Origin of the sequence: Micromonospora sp. WMMC415, assembly GCF_009707425.1 — a bacterium.
GTDB lineage: Bacteria > Actinomycetota > Actinomycetes > Mycobacteriales > Micromonosporaceae > Micromonospora.
Genome location: NZ_CP046104.1, coordinates 356,949 through 373,379 on the forward strand (window position 1 = coordinate 356,949; position 16,431 = coordinate 373,379).

16 protein-coding genes are annotated in these 16,431 nt (G+C 74.6%); 8 read left to right on the forward strand and 8 right to left on the reverse strand.

The features are described 5' to 3' along the window. Nucleotides 1–116: 116 nt before the first annotated feature. A complete protein-coding gene (eccD, locus tag GKC29_RS01720) occupies nt 117–1,514 on the forward strand; it encodes a type VII secretion integral membrane protein EccD (protein ID WP_155329145.1) in 1,398 nt (465 codons plus the stop codon). Between the two features lie 42 nt (nt 1,515–1,556). On the opposite strand, the gene GKC29_RS01725 is transcribed toward eccD, so the two are convergent. Further along, nucleotides 1,557–2,741 carry a type VII secretion protein EccE gene (locus tag GKC29_RS01725; protein WP_155329146.1) on the reverse strand — a complete coding sequence of 395 codons (1,185 nt, stop codon included), beginning with the start codon at nt 2,739–2,741 and terminating at the stop codon, nt 1,557–1,559. Nucleotides 2,742–2,893: 152 nt separating this feature from the next. Here GKC29_RS01725 and eccB point away from each other — a divergent pair, with 152 nt between their 5' ends. The 5 genes from eccB (at nt 2,894) to GKC29_RS01750 (ending at nt 7,775) form a co-directional block, all read left to right on the forward strand. Continuing rightward, nucleotides 2,894–4,351: a type VII secretion protein EccB gene (eccB, locus tag GKC29_RS01730; protein ID WP_155329147.1), complete on the forward strand. Its 1,458-nt coding sequence runs from the start codon at nt 2,894–2,896 to the stop codon at nt 4,349–4,351. A 97-nt stretch (nt 4,352–4,448) separates the two neighbouring features. Then, a complete protein-coding gene (locus tag GKC29_RS01735) occupies nt 4,449–4,817 on the forward strand; it encodes a hypothetical protein (protein WP_155329148.1) in 369 nt (122 codons plus the stop codon). Continuing rightward, nucleotides 4,810–6,135 carry a WXG100 family type VII secretion target gene (locus GKC29_RS01740; protein WP_155329149.1) on the forward strand — a complete coding sequence of 442 codons (1,326 nt, stop codon included), beginning with the start codon at nt 4,810–4,812 and terminating at the stop codon, nt 6,133–6,135. Before GKC29_RS01735 ends, GKC29_RS01740 begins: the two co-directional genes overlap by 8 nt. A gap of 246 nt (nt 6,136–6,381) precedes the next feature. Then, the gene (locus tag GKC29_RS01745) at nt 6,382–6,801 is read left to right on the forward strand and encodes a hypothetical protein (RefSeq protein WP_155329150.1); all 420 of its coding nucleotides are present in this window, start codon (nt 6,382–6,384) and stop codon (nt 6,799–6,801) included. A 164-nt stretch (nt 6,802–6,965) separates the two neighbouring features. Beyond that, nucleotides 6,966–7,775, forward strand: coding sequence for a hypothetical protein (locus tag GKC29_RS01750; RefSeq protein WP_155329151.1), 810 nt, complete (start codon nt 6,966–6,968; stop codon nt 7,773–7,775). A gap of 120 nt (nt 7,776–7,895) precedes the next feature. On the opposite strand, the gene GKC29_RS01755 is transcribed toward GKC29_RS01750, so the two are convergent. Further along, nucleotides 7,896–8,231 (reverse strand): YkvA family protein, encoded by a 336-nt coding sequence (locus GKC29_RS01755; RefSeq protein WP_155329152.1) that lies wholly within the window; start codon nt 8,229–8,231, stop codon nt 7,896–7,898. Between the two features lie 217 nt (nt 8,232–8,448). On the opposite strand from GKC29_RS01755, the gene GKC29_RS01760 reads away from it, so the two are divergent. Together GKC29_RS01760 and GKC29_RS01765 are read left to right on the forward strand one after the other, a co-directional pair. Then, on the forward strand, nt 8,449–8,838 hold the full coding sequence (locus GKC29_RS01760; protein ID WP_230688883.1) for a pyridoxamine 5'-phosphate oxidase family protein: 390 nt from the start codon (nt 8,449–8,451) through the stop codon (nt 8,836–8,838). A gap of 310 nt (nt 8,839–9,148) precedes the next feature. Continuing rightward, nucleotides 9,149–9,823, forward strand: coding sequence for a C39 family peptidase (locus GKC29_RS01765; protein WP_155329154.1), 675 nt, complete (start codon nt 9,149–9,151; stop codon nt 9,821–9,823). Nucleotides 9,824–9,944: 121 nt separating this feature from the next. Here GKC29_RS01765 and GKC29_RS01770 read toward each other — a convergent pair whose 3' ends face one another. The 6 genes from GKC29_RS01770 to GKC29_RS01795 form a co-directional block, all read right to left on the reverse strand. Then, on the reverse strand, nt 9,945–11,147 hold the full coding sequence (locus tag GKC29_RS01770) for a M20/M25/M40 family metallo-hydrolase (RefSeq protein ID WP_155329155.1): 1,203 nt from the start codon (nt 11,145–11,147) through the stop codon (nt 9,945–9,947). Continuing rightward, nucleotides 11,144–11,938: an amino acid ABC transporter ATP-binding protein gene (locus GKC29_RS01775; RefSeq protein ID WP_305070150.1), complete on the reverse strand. Its 795-nt coding sequence runs from the start codon at nt 11,936–11,938 to the stop codon at nt 11,144–11,146. The genes GKC29_RS01770 and GKC29_RS01775 overlap by 4 nt, the downstream gene beginning before the upstream one ends. Next, on the reverse strand, nt 11,935–12,789 hold the full coding sequence (locus tag GKC29_RS01780) for an amino acid ABC transporter permease (RefSeq protein WP_155329156.1): 855 nt from the start codon (nt 12,787–12,789) through the stop codon (nt 11,935–11,937). The genes GKC29_RS01775 and GKC29_RS01780 overlap by 4 nt, the downstream gene beginning before the upstream one ends. 117 nt (nt 12,790–12,906) lie before the next feature. Continuing rightward, entirely contained in the window at nt 12,907–13,851 is a 945-nt protein-coding gene (locus tag GKC29_RS01785; protein ID WP_155329157.1) for an ABC transporter substrate-binding protein, read from the reverse strand. A gap of 91 nt (nt 13,852–13,942) precedes the next feature. Further along, nucleotides 13,943–14,863, reverse strand: a complete 921-nt coding sequence (locus GKC29_RS01790; RefSeq protein ID WP_230688884.1) for a MurR/RpiR family transcriptional regulator — start codon at nt 14,861–14,863, stop codon at nt 13,943–13,945. A 73-nt stretch (nt 14,864–14,936) separates the two neighbouring features. Then, the gene (locus GKC29_RS01795) at nt 14,937–16,373 is read right to left on the reverse strand and encodes a pre-peptidase C-terminal domain-containing protein (RefSeq protein WP_155329158.1); all 1,437 of its coding nucleotides are present in this window, start codon (nt 16,371–16,373) and stop codon (nt 14,937–14,939) included. Nucleotides 16,374–16,431 lie beyond the last annotated feature (58 nt).

Below are 16,431 nucleotides of genomic sequence, written 5' to 3' on the forward strand. Positions count from 1 at the left end.
GCCCGGGTCGTCGGGTGGGCATCGTACGCGCCCGCCATCGTAGGTAATCTCCCGTGGGCGTCACGGACCCGTGCGGCGCGGGCCCGGCCGGCCGGAGGACGAGCGAGGAGGCCACTGTGGCGACGAAGACGGCGACCGGTGGGCTGAGCCGGATCACCATCGTGGCGCCGCGCACCCGGATGGACCTGGCGCTGCCGTCCGACGTACCCCTGGCGGACCTGCTGCCCACGCTGCTGCGCTACGCCGGCGAGGACTTGGCGGACGAGGGCGTCCGGCACGGCGGCTGGCGCCTGGCGCGGCTCGGCGGGCCGCCGCTGGACGGGGGACGGACGGCCGCGCAGCTCGGCATCCGCGACGGCGAGGTCCTCTACTTCAACCCGCGCACCTCGGCCGCGCCGGAGATCGTCTTCGACGACGTGGTCGACGCGGTGGCGACCGCCACCAACCAGCGTCCGGGGGCCTGGCAGGTCGGCACCACGCGCGCCTTCGCGGTGCTCTTCGCGGCGGTGGCACTCGGCGGCGGCGCCCTGGCCGCGCTGTTCACCGGCCCACCGCAGCTCCCCGGCGCACTCGCCGCGCTGCTCGTCGCGGTCGCGCTGCTGGTCGGCGCCGCGGTGCTGTCCCGGGCCGCCGCCGACAGCGCAACCGGGTCGGCGCTCGCCCTGGCCGGTCTGGGGTACGCGGCCGTCGGCGGCCTGCTGCTGCTGGCCGGCGACCGTACGCTGACCGAGCTGGCCGCCCCGCACGTGCTGCTCGCCGCCACGGCGGTCGTGCTCGGCGCGGCCGTGGCGGCGCTGGCCGTGGGGGACCGGCTGCCGGTGTTCTTCGGCGCGGTCGCGGTCGGCGCGGCCACCGCGGTCGGCGCGCTGCTCTGCCTGGCGTTCGGCATCGGCCCGGCGGCTGCCGCGGCGGTCGTGGCCGCCGTGGCGTTCGGGGCCGTCCCGGCGCTGCCCATGGCCGCGTACCGACTGGCCCGGCTGCCCGTCCCGTCCATCCCCACCGGCCCGGAGGACCTGAAGACCGACAGCGAGTCCGTGGACGGGCGGCGGGTGCTCCAGCTCAGCGAACGCGCGGACGAGTTCCTCACCGGTCTGGTGTGGACGGTCTCGTTGCTGGTCCTGGGCGCCGAGCTGGTGCTCGCGCTGGACGGGCGGCTGCCGGCCGTCCTGCTCTGCCTCGTCCTGGCCCTGCTCTCCCTGCTGCGGGCGCGGCCGTTCCTCGGCCGGGCGCAGCGGACGCCGGTGCTGTTCGCGGGGACCGCCGGGCTCGGCCTGGCGGCCGCGGCCGCCTTCACGGACGGATCCGTGGCGCTGCGGCTCGGTCTCATCCTCGGCGGCCTGCTGCTCGCCGCCGTGGTGAGCCTGATCTACGGCCTCACGGTGGCCGGCAAGCGGATCTCCCCGGTGTGGGGTCGGCTGCTCGACATCGTGGAGATCCTGCTCATCATCGCGCTGGTACCGCTGGCCGTCTGGGTCGTCGGCCTCTACGGCTGGATCGTCAACCTCCGCCCCTGACCCGCGGGGAGCTGCCCGCGCGGACGGGGCACCGGCTCGCGCTCAGGCGGTCGGGGCGAGGGTGTCGACGCTTGCAGCCACCGGTGCGGTGGCGTAGACGCCGGGCGCGTGCTGGCCGTCCACCGGGCGGGACGGCGCACCGCACTTGCGGGCGACGTCCCGGACGACCTTCACCAGCGCCTCGACGTGGTTGTCGAGCGCCGCGACGCGTAGCAGCGGCGCTGCCAGCCGGCCGCCCGGCAGCACCCCGACAGCGAGCGTGTGCGACGGTGCGGAGGTCGCGGTGACCGCGTCCACGAGCGTGGCGTACGACGCCTCGGCGCGGGGCCGGAGGGTGAGGCAACGCTGCGTCCAGCCGAAGCCGCGCAGCCCGGTCCAGGTCTCGGTGGGCGGGGCGGGCGCCAGGTCCAGCCCGGCCGCCGAGAGAACCGCGGCGCGCAGTTCGTCCCGGCCGAGCGGGCGGTGGGCGAGGCCGGCCGCGGTCAGCGCCTTGCCCAGCCGGCCGACACCCGCCGAGAGCGTGCGGTGCACCCCGGGCATCCCGCCGCCGCGGCTGACCGACTCCACCCGGGCGTCGCGCACCGACAGCCGCAGCGCCACCCAGACCGTCCGGTGGGCGGCCGGGGGCGCGCCGGGCGCCGGGTACCAGACCAGGGTGTGCGACACCACCTGGGCGCGGGTCACCGGACCGCTGAACTCGGTGAGGACGCGGACCGCCCGGTCCACCACCGCGGCCTCGACCGGTCCGGGCCCGGACCGGCCCTGCACCGCCACGGCGGCGAACCAGCCCTGGGCGTCCTGTCCGACACCGAGCCGGGTACCCCGGTCGGTCAACTCGACGACGGTCAGCTCGGGCGCCAGCGGGGCCAGGCGGGGGTCGACCGCGGTGCCCGCCTTGACGCTGCTCCGCGCCCGCTCGGCGCGCCGGCGCAGGCGGCGGCGCAGCAGCAGGTCCTCGTACCACCAGCGGCCGCCCCGGCGGGCGAGCACGGCGACCACGACCAGGGCGGCGAGCACGGCGACGATCGGGGCGAGCCAGGTCGGCCCGCCCAGCGTCGCCGCGACCGCGAGGGCGCACAGCTCCAGGACGACGAGCTGCCCCACCGCGACGGGCCCGAGCCGACCCCGTCGGGGCGCCGGACCGGACGGGGCGGTGGCCGGCCGCTCCGCCCGGGCCGGTGCGCCGGTCTGCGGGGGGCGGCCCGGAGGCGCCTGAACCTGCGTCATCGGTGGCAGTCCTTCCTGGACGGACCGCGGCGGCGTCGTCACCGGCGCGGGCGGCGGTCCCGGTGGCCCGCCGACGGCCCCTTATCGTAGGGAAGCCCGCGGCGCCGACACGGACCCGATCGTCGCGGACCCACCCCCGCCGGAGGTTAGCCATGCGGACCCGCCGCGACCAGGTGCAGGCGTACCGCTTCGTCACCCGTCGGATCGTCTCGGCGCTGCTGTCGGGCGACCCGGAGACGAACAACCTGCCGATGCGGCGGCTCGGCATGGCGGTCTTCGGCAGCGTGATCGCCGCGGCGGTGGTGCTCGGCGGCGTCGGCGCGTACGGGCAGCTCACCGGCAACACGGCCCCGCTGGAGCAGAACACGCTGGTGATCGAGCGGGAGACCGGCGCGACGTACGTCTTCCTCGACGGCCAGTTGCATCCCACGCTCAACTACGCCTCGGCCCGCCTGATCCTCGGCGAGGCCGACCCCGAGATCCGCACGATGTCGCAGGCGTCGATCCGGGACCGGCCGCGCGGCCGTACGGTCGGCATCGTCGGCGCCCCCGACGCCCTGCCGGACCGGAAGTCCCTCACCGGACTGCCCTGGTCGGTCTGCGACGTGCCGGACCCGGCCGGCGCCGGCCGCTCGGCCACCCGCCTGGTGATCGACCGGGCGCTGCCCGGCGGCACGCCGCTCGGCGACCGGGCGGTGCTGGTCCAGGTCGACGGCCAGCGCCATCTGCTCACCGGCGACGCCCGGCTGCAGGTGGTTGGCGGTGACGCGGCGATCGCCGCCCTCCGGATGGCCGGGGCGCCCACGGTCGCCGTCGGCCAGCAGTTGCTCAACGCGGTGCCCGCCGGCCCGACCCTGCGCGAGCCGTCCATCCCGGGGGACGACGAACCGGGCCGGGTCCGGGTGGGCGGCTCGGAGGCCCGGATCGGTCAGGTCTTCCGGGCGGCGGGCCGGCACTACGTCCTCACCCGCGAGGGGCTGGCCTCGATCGGTGAGGTGAGCGCACTCCTGCTGCTGCGGGCCGGCGGGACAGTGACCGACATCACTCCGGATGAGGCGGGGCGGCTGCTGACCGATCAGCGCGTGGAGGCGGAGGGCCTCCCGCAGACCCTGCCCGCGCTGCACCCGGTCGCGCCGGGCCGGTCGGTGCTCTGCGCGACGTACCGCGCGGGCGCGGACGGCGGGCCGCCCACCACCACCATCGAGGTGTTCGACCGGGCCCCGGCCGAGCTGTCCGCCGACCGGGAGGGCCCGCTGCCGCTCCGGCAGTCCTCCCGGGACGGCGTACGCACGGCGGAGACCGTGCTGCTTCCCGGCGGCAAGGGCGTGCTGGTCCAGGCCGCGACCGGCTCCGGGGAGAGCGGCGCACCCGCACCCGGCGCCACCGTGCACCTGGTCACCCCCCAGGGGCTCCGCCACCCCCTCGGTCCCGGCGCGCAGACCGCGCTCGGGTACGAGGGAGTGACTCCGCTGGTCGTACCGGCCTCGCTGCTGGCGCTCATCCCCACCGGCCCCACTCTGGACCGGGAGGACGCGCTGACGCGGTACGCGCCGGCCGACCCGTCCCCGCCCGCAGCGCCGGCCGCGACCGGCTCGCCGGCCGCCGAATGACGGGACCCGGCCGTCGGCGGGTCGCCCGGCGTCGCCCCGGTCGACTAACCTGAGCGTCGCCAACGGTTATCGACTCACGACGTACGGGGATACTGCCATGACCGGGCGCACGACAGTCGACCTGATGTCCCTTGAGGACTTCCACCGGAAGCTCGCCAACCGGCTGGCCGAGGCGGAGCGGGCGGTGCGGAAGCTCGACACCGAGATGCAGTGCCGGCCGCCGGCACTGGGCACGTTCGCCGACGCGACCGACAACGCCCGACGGTACAGCGACATCCACCTGGCCTACTCCCAGCACGTCGCCCGGCTGCGCACCGCCGTCGAGGCGGCGCAGAGCGCGACCGCCACGATCCTGGCCCGCTACCGCACGGCCGAGGCCCGCAACTCCGCCAACTCCGCCGACATCGCCGCCGCCCTCGCCGGGGTCGACGAGGCGATCACCCGGAAGGAGGAGCCGCGTGTCTGAGTACACCCAGCGCTACCAGCCCGAGAGCCACCAGGCCCTCTACGACGGTGTGATGGCCGGTCAGCCCGGTCAGATCGAGGGCGTCGCCGCACAGTGGACGACGCTGAAGGGCATCGTCGACGACCTCCGCCGCGAGCTCAACGGCGATCTGGAGAAGCTGGCCAACACGTGGACGGGCGAGGCGGGCCAGGAGTTCCAGCGCCGGCTGGGCTTCGTCGCCGCGTACGCGGAGTCGCTGGGCGAGGGCATGGCCGACGTGAGCCGCGGGCTGATCCTGATGGCCGACCACCTGCGTACCGCCCGGGAGCAGGCCGAGAGCCCGGCCGAGACCGACGACCACGACCAGGCGATATCCGGCGCGGCGAAGGGTGCGGTCTTCGGTGTGCCCGGCATGGTCGTCGGCGGGCTGCTCGGCCACCAGCAGGACAAGGCCGAGCAGGAGAAGGCGCACCAGCGGATGGTCAACGTGGTCTCCGAGCTGGCCGCCGGCTACGACCTCTCCGCGTACGGGCGGCTAGTGCCCCCACCGCCGCCACCACCGGACACGCCGGGTTCGGTCGACCGTGACGGCACGGCGCCGCGCAGCGGCCCGGCGGTCGGCACGCCGACGGCCGCGCCGACCGCGAGCGGGCTGTCCGCCCGCACGGGCGGGGCGACGGTCTCGACGCAAGACCGGGCGTCGGGCGGGCCCACGTCCGGCACCGGGGGCACGGCGAACCCGGCCGGGGGCGGCGCTGCGGGCACCGGGACGCTCGGCGCCGCACCCGTCGGCGGCACCTCGCTCGCCGGCGCCGATCCGTTGCTCGGCGGCGCGCTGGCCGGTGGTGCCGTCGCCGGCCTGGCCGCGCTGGGCCGGGGCGGCGGCGCGACGGCGACCCCGGGCACCGGCCCCGGCCTGACGTTCGGCACTCCGGGCGGCACCCCGGCCGGCGGAATCGTCGGCACCGGCGCGCTGGCCGGCTCCAGCGGCGCCGCACCCACCTCGGCCCGGCCCGCCGGCGGCACCGCCACACCGGACAGCCGGTCCGCGACCGGAATCGGCCGCAGCGTCGACGGCCGCCGCGGTGAGGGCTCCGGCCGGGACGCCGCCCCCCGCCAGGGCACGGCCGCCAGCCGGGTGCCGGGTGACCGGGCGGTCAGCGGCATCGGGCGTACGGACGCGGGCCGCACGACCGCCGCCGGCGCCCGCCCGGGCCTGCTCGGCGCCGGCCGTGGCAGCGACGACGAGCCGTCCGACGGGCGGCTGACCTGGCTCACCGAGGACGAGATGGTCTGGCGGGACGGCCCGGAGGGCGCGCCGCCGGTGCTCGGCAACTGATTCGACAGGCACCCCCGGGAAAGGGCCACCCGGTCGGTGGCCCCTTCCGCGTCTCTCGAACACCGTCGGGTGCGTGGTGCCGTGGGATTGATCGTGGGTGACGCCCACCGGAAGGCGCGTGCTCGGCGGACGCCGGCACACCTACGCCGGCCCCGCACTGGTCCACATCGCACACGTGGTCGCGGTCACCCGCTTCGGTGCCCGCCGAAGGCTGCGCCGGCCGCCGTCCGGCGATAGGTTTGTCGGGTGTCGTCCGTCGCGCCCGCCCGCCCGCTGTGGGGCGCCGTGCTGCGGTCGCTGCGCGAGGTGACACGGCTGGCGGTCGTCGCGCTGGCGCTCGGCGCCGGGTTCGGTGGCGCCCCGGCCACCGCCACCGCCGCACCGCCGCCGGCGGTCGTCGAGGCGGCCCGACCGGGCATCGTGATCGACGCCGATCCCGTGGCGGCGTCCGGGCCGGCCGATTCGCCCACCCTGCGGACCAGCACCGTCGCGACGTGGGCCGCCGTGCCCGCGACGTGGGACGGGTCCACGCCGGCCGGCGGAGCCGTCGTCCGGCCGCTCGGCGAGCTGACCGTGAGTCGCGGTGTGGTCACCGACGGCCGGCACGAGCCGGCGGGCGAGCCGGGCGAGGGTGGAACCACCCGCCGGGGCCCGCCCACCGCCTGATCCGGCGCCCCTGACGCGCGACGCGCGCTCCTCCTTTCGCGTGTTGGAAGGGAACAAGCCCCGCGAGGGGCGCACCGTTCCCGGATCCCGCCGGCACACCGATCTCCTGCCCGTCACCGGGCCACCACAGTCGAGTTCGTCCTCCGACCGCAAGGTGTCACCTGATGCAGACCGTGCTCTCCGCCGTTCTCCTCGACGTTCCCCGTGCCGCCGTGATCTGGCTCAGCCTGCTCGCGGTGGTCGCCGTCACCGTTGCCGCCCTGCTGCTGCGGCCCGGCCGGCTGCGCCTCGGCGTCGGCGCCCGGATCCACCGTGCCGCGATGCCGAGCGAGTTGGAACGGGCGGCGGAGGAACGGGAGTTGAGCCGGTACGCCGGGGAGGTCGGCGTCGCCGCGGACCGGGCGGCGACCACCGCCCGCCGGCTGCGTACCGAGTGGCTGACCGCGCAGGAAGCGGTCGAGTCGGCCTGGACGGCGTACCAGGAGGCGGAGGCCGAGGTGCACCGGTTGACCACGGCCGCGGCGCTGCCTCTGCCGCGTACGGTCCGGACCCCGGCGGAGTACGCCGAGCGGGAGCGGTTCCTGCACCGGGCCGCGCGGGGCGCGTACGAGCGAGGTGAACTGTCGGTGGAGCAGCTCACCGCCGTCCTCGCCCATCAGGACGGGTGGGATCCCCGGCTGCACCCGGTCGAGCAGGAGCTGGTGCTGCGCCGGGCGGCCCGCGACAACCTCGCCGCCCGCCACTGTGCGGCCCGGGAGCGGGAGCAGGCGGCGTGGCGGGCCGCCGAGCGCGCCGCCGAGGCGGCACGCGCCCTGCGCACCGAGGCGTACGCGGCGACCCGCCGCCGCCCCGAGGAGCAGCCGTCGGTGCTCGCGTTGATCGGCGGGCGCGAGCCGGAGCAGACCCGGGAGATTCCGGCGGTGACGCCGACGGCGGCGGTGGCCCGAGGCCACGCGGCCATTCCGGCCTACTGACGGTCCCGGCCTACCGGCCGCGCAGCCGTCCCGGCCTGCCGACCGTCCCGGCCTGCCGACCGTCCCGGCCTGCCGACCGTCCCGGCCTACCGGCCGCGCAGCCGTCCGGGCCGTCCCCGCCTACCGGCCGCCCGGCCGGCGGGTGACGGCTGGTGGGGTCGGCTGGCCGGGCAGCCCGGCGTCGCCGCGGTGGACGGCCCGCCGTTGGCGCACGAGACGGCCCAGGTAGAGCAGGGTGCCGGCCAGCACGGCCATGTCGTCCAGGTAGATCGGGTCGGGCAGCACGTCGACCGGCAGGATCGTGTAGATCAGCGCGCCGTAGAAGGCGACCCGGCCTCCCACGCCGAGGTCGCCGAGCATGCGACGCATGCGGAACACCCGGATGGCCAGCAGCACGGCGCCGACGAGCGTGGCGACCGCCACGACGCCGAGGATCAGCCAGGCCTCCCGCGACACACCAGTCACGCTAGCCCAACCCGGCCACCCTCGCCCGGCGCACGCTGCCGCTGCTGCCCCGTGGCCGGCACCGCTCGCCGTGATCCTGAAGTTGCGGTGCCGGAGTGGCGGTGCCGGGCGAATCCGGCATGCCATGACAGACCGCCCACCACGGGTCGATGATCGACCGGACGGGCGGCGTGCGAGGATCGGACCGGCCGGGAGGAGGGGGAAGCGGGTGGAGCTGCGGGATCAGCGGGTTGTCGAGTTCAGCCGGGAGCGGCACCTCGCCACGTTGACCACGCTGCGCGCCGACGGCACCCCGCACGTCGTACCGGTGGGGGTCACGCTCGACCCGGCCGCCGGTCTGGCCCGTGTCATCACCAGCGGGACGTCCCTCAAGGCCCGGCACGTGGCCGCCGCGGGCGCCGAGGGCGCTTCGGTGGCGGTGTGCCAGGTGGACGGCCGGCGCTGGCTCACCATCGAGGGCCGGGCGGTCGTGCGATCCGACCCGGCGGCGGTGGCCGAGGCCGAGCGCCGGTACGCCGAGCGCTACCGCACCCCGCGCCCCAATCCGGCCCGGGTCGTCATCGAGATCACCGTGACGCGCCTGCTGGGAAGCCTGTGACCGGCTGACCGGATTCGGCCGCGCCCAGTGGGGCGCACGAGCCGCCTGGCCCCCGTCGCCGCACCCCGAGCACAGGCGTACCGCGTGACCGGCGCCACCCGTACCCCGGAATCCCCGCCCTTCCCCTGCTGTTGTCTTCTCCGGTGGTCGAACCCGACGCGAATCGCGTCCGGGCCGGCCCGTTGCAGAACCGGTGTGCCCGCGGGCCGTCCCGCCCCGGGCTTTCACGTAGCTGAGCCGAGCGCCTTTCCTGGTGCTTGCCGTCTCCGGCCCGCCGGAGGCGTCAGACCCCCCGAATGGAGCCCGACTTATGAGTCTCATCGCGAAGAAGAGTGGCCTGTCCGTCGCCTGCCTGCTCGTCGCCGGCGGGTGCGTCGTCGGGCCGACCGCCAGCGCCCACGCCGCCCCGGCCGGCACCGACCCGGTCACGTCGGTCCGGGCCGACAAGGGTGACCGGAACGACAAGCCGGGCCGGGACAAGCGGGCCGAGCGCATGCTGGGCATCGAGTACGAGGCCCAGCCCAACTTCTACTACTGCGGCCCGGCCGCGACCCGGATCGCGCTGTCGGCGCAGGGCAAGGCGCTGCCGCAGGACGAGGTCGCGAAGATGCTGGGCACCACCGAGGCCGGTACCGACTCGGCGCTGGACACCACCCGGGTGCTCAACGAGCTGACCGGTGGGAAGTACCGGACCACCGAGATCCGGGGCCCGCTGGCCAAGCCGGAGGAGGTCGACCGGCTGCGGAAGGACATGCTCGACGCGGTGGACGCCGGGCGTCCGGTCGTGGCGAACGTCAAGGGCACGGCCGTCGACACCGACGGCGCCCCGCACTCGTACGAGGGCGGCCACTACCTGACCCTGGTGGGCTACCGCGACGGCGGTGACCTCGTCCGCATCGCCGACCCGGCCGCGCCGCAGGGCGAGTACTGGATGACCCTGGAGAAGGTCGCGAACTGGATCGCGGAGCGCGGCTACTCCTCCTGACCGGTCACGGGCCGGCCTCCCCTCACCGGGGAGGTCGGCCCGTCGGCGTCTCCGGGGACGGTGGCCGCGTCGCCCAGCCGGCGCCGGCCGTCGCCGCGCTCGGGATGCCGGCGCCCGCCGGTCAACGGGTGACGGTCCACCCCCGGCTGACCTCGTGGACCAGCCCGGCGAGCAGCGCGGTGCGGGGGACGACGGAGTCCAGGTCCAGCCACTCGGCCGGGCTGTGGTCGGCTCCGCCGACCGGGCCCAGCCCGTCGAGCACCGCCGCGCCGGCCTCGGCCAGCAGGTTCGCGTCGGCGCAGCCGCCGGTGGCGGTGTGCGACACCGGTACACCCAGCCCGGCACCCACCTTGGCGGCCAGCTCGGCCAACCGGTGGCCGGCCGGCCCGTGCTCCCACGGCGGGGTGGGCGCGTGCACCGCCAGGTCGGCGCGTACGCCGGCGACTTGTGGCTCACTGACCAGGCGGCGGATCTCGGCGAGGGCGGCCTCGTACTCGCGGGTGTGCCACGCCCGTAGGTCGACCAGCATCCGCGCACGGTCGGGGACCACGTTGGGCCGGTCTCCCGAGGCGAGGTGCCCGACGTTGATCGTCACCCCGGGCCATCGACCGTTGAGGGCGTCCAGCGCGACGGCCAACCGCGCGGCGGCGACCAGGGCGTTCGCGCCCCGCTCCGGTTCGATGCCGGCGTGCGCGGCACGGCCCCGGAGGGTCACCTCCAGGTCGGCGACGCCCTTGCGGGCGGAGACCAGGTCGCCGTTGTCACGGGCGCACTCCAGGCAGAGCGCCACGTCGGCCTCGGCGCCGAGGGTACGCAGCAGCGGCCGGCTCCCCGGGGAGCCGATCTCCTCGTCCGGGGTGCAGACGAGCAGCAGCTCGCCGTACCCGTCGAGGCCGAGGTGGGCCAGCACCTCGACGGCGGCCAGGCCGGCGAGCACGCCGCCCTTGTCGTCGCTGACCCCCGGCCCGTACGCCCGGCCGTCCTGCACGCGGAACGGGCGGGCGGCGGCGGTCCCCGGTGGGAACACGGTGTCCAGGTGACCGACGAGCAGGATCCGCCGGTCACCGCGCCCACGTCGGCGGCCGACCAGCACGTCGCCGAGGGGCGCGCCGCCCCGGTGGGTGACCGGCTCACGCTCGACCGCCAGGCCGGCCGCGAGGCACCAGGTCTGCACCAGGTCGGCGACCTGGCGCAGACCGTCCACGTGACCGGATCCGGAGTCGACGGCGACGAGTTGGGCGAGCCGCTGGTGGTACGACGCGAGCCGGTCGCCGGCCGCGGCGAGCAGCTCGGCGCTCTCCACCACCGGGTTGTGGACGCTCACAGGACCTTGTCCAGGAACGCGCGGGTGCGGGCGTGCCTCGGGTCGCCCAGCACCTCGTCGGGCGGGCCGGCCTCCACCACGACCCCGCCGTCGAGGAACGCGACGGTGTCGGCGACTTCGCGGGCGAAGCCCATCTCGTGGGTCACCACGACCATGGTCATGCCGTCGGCGGCGAGGCTCTTCATGACATCGAGCACGTCGCCGACGAGTTCCGGGTCGAGGGCCGACGTCGGCTCGTCGAAGAGCATCAGCTTCGGGTGCATGGCCAGCGCCCGGGCGATGGCCACCCGCTGCTGCTGGCCGCCGGAGAGCTGGGCCGGGTAGGCGGTCGCCTTCTCCGCCAGGCCGACGCGTTCCAGCAGGGCGAGCGCCTCGGCGCGGGCCTTCTCGCGCGGGACGCCGAGGACGCGCAGCGGCGCCTCCATGACGTTGCCCAGTGCGGTCAGGTGGGGGAAGAGGTTGAACCGCTGGAACACCATGCCGATGTCGCGTCGGCGGCGGGCGACCTCGCGGGCCTTCAGCTCGTAGAGCTTGTCGCCCTGCCGGCGGTAGCCGACCAGCTCGCCGTCGACCCAGAGCTGCCCGCCGTCGATGCGTTCGAGGTGGTTGACGCAGCGTAGGAAGGTGGACTTGCCGGAGCCGGAGGGGCCGAGCAGGCAGGCGACCTCGCCGGGCGCGACGGTGAGGTCGATGCCCTTGAGCACCTCGACGTGGCCGAACCGCTTGGTGACGCCCTCGGCCTTCACCATCGGACGGGTCGCCGTAGCCACCGTCCCGTCGGTCGCCGTCATCGGACTCCTCCCCGGGCGAAGCCGCGCCCGAACCGGCGCTCGATCAACCACTGGCCGGCCGAGAGCAGGCTGACCAGTGCGAGGTACCAGATCGCCGCCACCACGAGCAGCGGGATCACCTTGTAGTTGCCCTGGTAGACGGTCTGCACGGCGGTCATCAGGTCGCGACCGGCGATGATCGAGACCAGCGCGGTGGACTTCAGCATGGTGATGGTCTCGTTGCCCATCGGCGGGATGATGACCCGCATCGCCTGGGGCAGCACCACCCGGCGCAGGGTCAGGGCCGGGCTCATGCCGAGGGCGGCGGCGGCCTCGCTCTGGCCGGCGTCGACGGCGAGGATGCCGCCGCGGATGACCTCGGCGGCGTACGCCATCTCGTTGAGCGACAGGGCCAGCACGGCGGCGACGGTGCCGGTGACGACCACGCTGGTCGGCTGGTCGAAGAGCACCGTGCCGGTGAACGGCACGCTCAGCGTGAGCCGGGGGAAGAGCGCCCCGAGGAAGCCGAAGAAGATGATCTGCACCAGCAGTGGCGTGCCGCGGAACACCCAGATGAAGGCCCAGGAGACACCGCGCAGCACGGGATTGGCCGACAGCCGCATCACCGCGAGCAGGACGCCGCCGGCCGTGCCGAGCAGCATCGCCAGCAGGGTCAGCCAGAGCGTCGTGACGACGCCGTCGAGGATGTAGTCCTTGAAGAGGTACGCGCCGATGGTGGCGGGTTCGAGGTTGGGGCTGTCCAGCAGCGCCCGGAGGAAGAGGGCCGCCACGCCGGCCACGAGGATCGCGGTCAGCCAGCGACCGTAGTGCCGGACGGGGACGACCCGTACGGTCTCGGTGTCGCTCGTCATTGAGGTGCCTCCAGCGGGGACGGGTGCGGCGGTCGCCGGGCGCGCCTTCCGGGCCCGCCCTCACGGAGTCGGAAGGGCGCCCGGCGACCGCGGTTCAGGGGGTCGCCTCCGCCGTGCTCAGTCGATGGCCTGGTCGATCGTGGCCTGCTTGACGGCGATCGGCTCCTGCTTCCACCGGGCGAGGATCTTGGTGTACGTGCCGTCGTCGATCAGCGACTGCACGGCGGCCCGGTACGCCTCGGCCAGCTCCTTCTTCGCCTTGAGGAAGCCGAAGCCGTTGGGGCTGGCCAGCCACCCGTTCGGGGCGGACGGGTCGTCGACCAGCTCGGCCTTGCCGGTCAGGGTGGGGGCGACGTCCACCAGGTTGACCTTGGTGGCGGCGACCACGTCGACGTTGCCGGCGATCAGCGCCTGCACCGCCTGCGGGTTCTCCGGGTACTCCTTGACGTCGACGGCCTTACCGGCGCAGCTGGCCTTGCTGTACTCGGCGAGGTTCTTCGCCTGGTTGCTGGCCTTCTGCACGGCGACCTTGCGGCCGCACAGGTCGGCGACGGTCTTCACGCCCAGCGGGTTGCCCGTCCTGACCAGGAAGCCGGTGCCGGAGGCCGAGTAGTCGACGAAGGTCGCCACCTGCTGGCGCTCCTTCTTGTCGGTGATGCCGCCGACGATCGCGTCGTACCTGGCGGCCTGCAGACCCGGCACCAGGCCGTCGAACGGCTGCTGGCTGAAGGTGGCCTTGACGCCCAGCCGGGCGGAGGCGGCCATGAACAGGTCGTAGTCCAGGCCCATGAACTCGTCGGTGCGGCCCTCGGTCTTGAAGTCGATGAAGGGCTGGTAGGGGGCGTTGGTGGCGACGGTGAGGGTGCCCCGGCCGCGGACGTCGGCGGGGACCTTCTCGGCGAGCTCGGTGTCGGTGGTGACCTCGCCGACACCCTCGATGGTGACGGTGACGGTCGTGACGTCCTCGCCGGCCGCTGCGGTGGAGGTTTCACCACCGCAGCCGGCGGTGCCGGCGAGGAGGGCCGTGGCCGCGGCGGCCAGGGCGAACTGACGGATGCGCATGGGGTGTCCTTCCGGGGGCCAGACGAACCAGCCCCCGGACTGTAACGCTCATTACGAGCGCTGTGAAGTTTCAAGTTTCTGTAACGCGAAGTCAGCTCTCCTCGAACGTCTGCTGCGCCTGCTCCATCGCTTTCAGGCGCTTGCCGGCGATCGGCCCGAGCCGGTCCATCAGAGCGGCCACCAGCGTCTCCACCAGCGCCAAGGTCGGCACGAAGCTGTCGTACGGCGACGGCGACTCGACCCGGCTGGGCAGGACCACCTCGGCCAGACCGGCCACCGGGGAGAGCCACCGGTCGGTAAACAGGACTATCCGGGCGCCGCGGGCGGTGACCTCGCGGGCGAGGGCGAGGGTCGGCTCCTCGTAGCGGCGGAAGTCGAACAGCGCGAAGAGATCCCGCCGGCCCACGTCGACCATCATGTCGGTCCGTTCGACGGGGGTGGCCGGGAGCAGGCGGCTGTTGCCCCGCACCTGCATCAGGTGCAGCACCAGGTAGTGCGCGAGCAGGCCGGAGAACCGGCCACCGGCGGCGGTGATCCGCAGCTGCTGGTCGGCGAAGAGGCGGACGGCGGCGTCCAGTTCGCCCTGCGGCAACTCGGCCAGGGTGCCGGCGACCGCGTCCGGCAGGCTGGCCGCGGCCCGGGACCGCGCTCCGGCCAGCGGGACGCCGGTACGCTCCGCCGCGCGGTACGCGGTCAACGGCGAGGTCTCCCGCTCGGCCAGTTCGTCCCGCAGGGCGCGCTGGAACTCCGGATAGCCGCCGAAGCCGAGTCGGCTCAGGAAGCGCAGGACCGTCGGCGCGCTCACCTCGGCCCGCTCGGCGAGCGAGGCCACCGTGCCCAACCCGGCGGCCGGGTACGACGCCAGCAACGCCCGCGCCACTCGCCGTTCCGCCGGGCTGCACTCACCGAGGCGCTGCCGGATCAGGGCCGCCACCCCCGGATGATCCGGACCGGTGGCGGCCTGGTCGTCGGCCGGACGGCCGGGATCGCCGGCAAGATCGGAGGTCGACACGCGCTGAGCGTAACCGCCGACCGGCGTCCGGCCTCCTCACGGCCGCCGGGCGCCGCGCCCGGTTCGAATAGGATCAGGACTTGGACACGGTGCAGGTGTAGTCGGCGGTACCGGAGCCGGAGTACGCCTCGACCTCGACGTAGTAGGTGGCCGACCCCGAGGACGTCCGGGTGAAGGAGGCCGACTCGTCCACCCCCGCGCCGTCGTTCACCGAGCGGACCACCGTGCTCCCGTTGGAGGTCAGCAGGTACAGGTCGGCGTCGTACGCGGACGGAACGGCGCAGCTCACGCCGATCGTCTGTCCGCTGGCGAGGCTCACCTTGAAGTAGTCGCGGTCGCTGCTGCTCTTCATGTCACCGGTGACGGTCAGCGGGTAGCTGTTGCCGGTGACGTCGTTGGCGGCGTTGCGCGTGTCGTTCGGCTCCACCTCGGCGTAGCTGGATCCGCCACCGGGTGGCGGCGGCGTCGAGCAGTCGGTGACCGGGGTGCCACTGTAGAGGTTGCCGCTCGGGACCCCGTTGGTCACGCTCTTCAGGTAGTAGCCGCAGGTCGGGCGGTTCGCGAAATCGTAGGTCTGCCCGTTGGACAGCCGCCAGATCTTGAAGTTCGAGAACGTCAACGGCTGCCCGGCGACGGCCACCTCCGGCTGGTGGTCGCCGAGGACCACGTACGCGCTGGTGCCGCTCAGCGTCGCCCGCCCGTTCCGGTCGACGAACAGCGAACCGCCCTCCTCGACGCCGACGCCCCAGGCGGCACCGCCACTGGTGCGTCCGTCCTTGATGGCCCGGGCCACGAAGGCCATCGTCCGGCCCATCCGGTCCCGCGCGACGAAGTGCGAGTCGTTGATCGTGTTGGCGAAGTTCGGCCAGCGGAACATGCCGGTGGTGAAGGTCATCGACCGGTCGTACGGGTTGTCCAACGCGATCGACGAGGTGGCGCTGCCACCGCATGCGTCGTACACGATGTCGCTGTTGATGTGGTGGCCGGCGCTGCCACCGCCGACGCCGCCGCCCTTGGCCACGACGGATTCGACGGACGCCTCCAGCAGAGTCCCCTTCCACGCGGCGTAGCGGCACTGGTCGCCACCGGCGAAGTAGACGAACTCGGCGTTGCGGACGTCCGCGTTGACCTGGCTGTTGTTGCCGTCGTTCGAACTCGTCAGGGTCAGCGTGGTGCACGAGTTCACGCCGGACAGACCCATGATGTCGTCGCACTCGGGCGTGCCGCCGTCCGAGCCGGCCAGCACGGCCACGTCGATCGATCCGGCGCCGCCACGGATCGCGTTGATCGCCTGGGTCATCGTGGCGGCCACCACGCCGCCGGATCCGTTGAACGTGTAGGCCGGGCCGGACCACGACGCCCGGCTGACGTCGGTCGAGCTGCCCTGCCGGTCGCGGATGACCTGGGCGTGGGCCGCGGTCACGCCGATCGGCGCGATGGTGGCGGCGAGGCTGACGGCGGCGAGGACCGCCGTGCGGGTGCGGACGGGGTTGTGGCGGGCACGGGACATGGGCACCTCCGGGGGCCACGGATCGATGAAACAGAAGTTACATCCATTAATCTTTAAC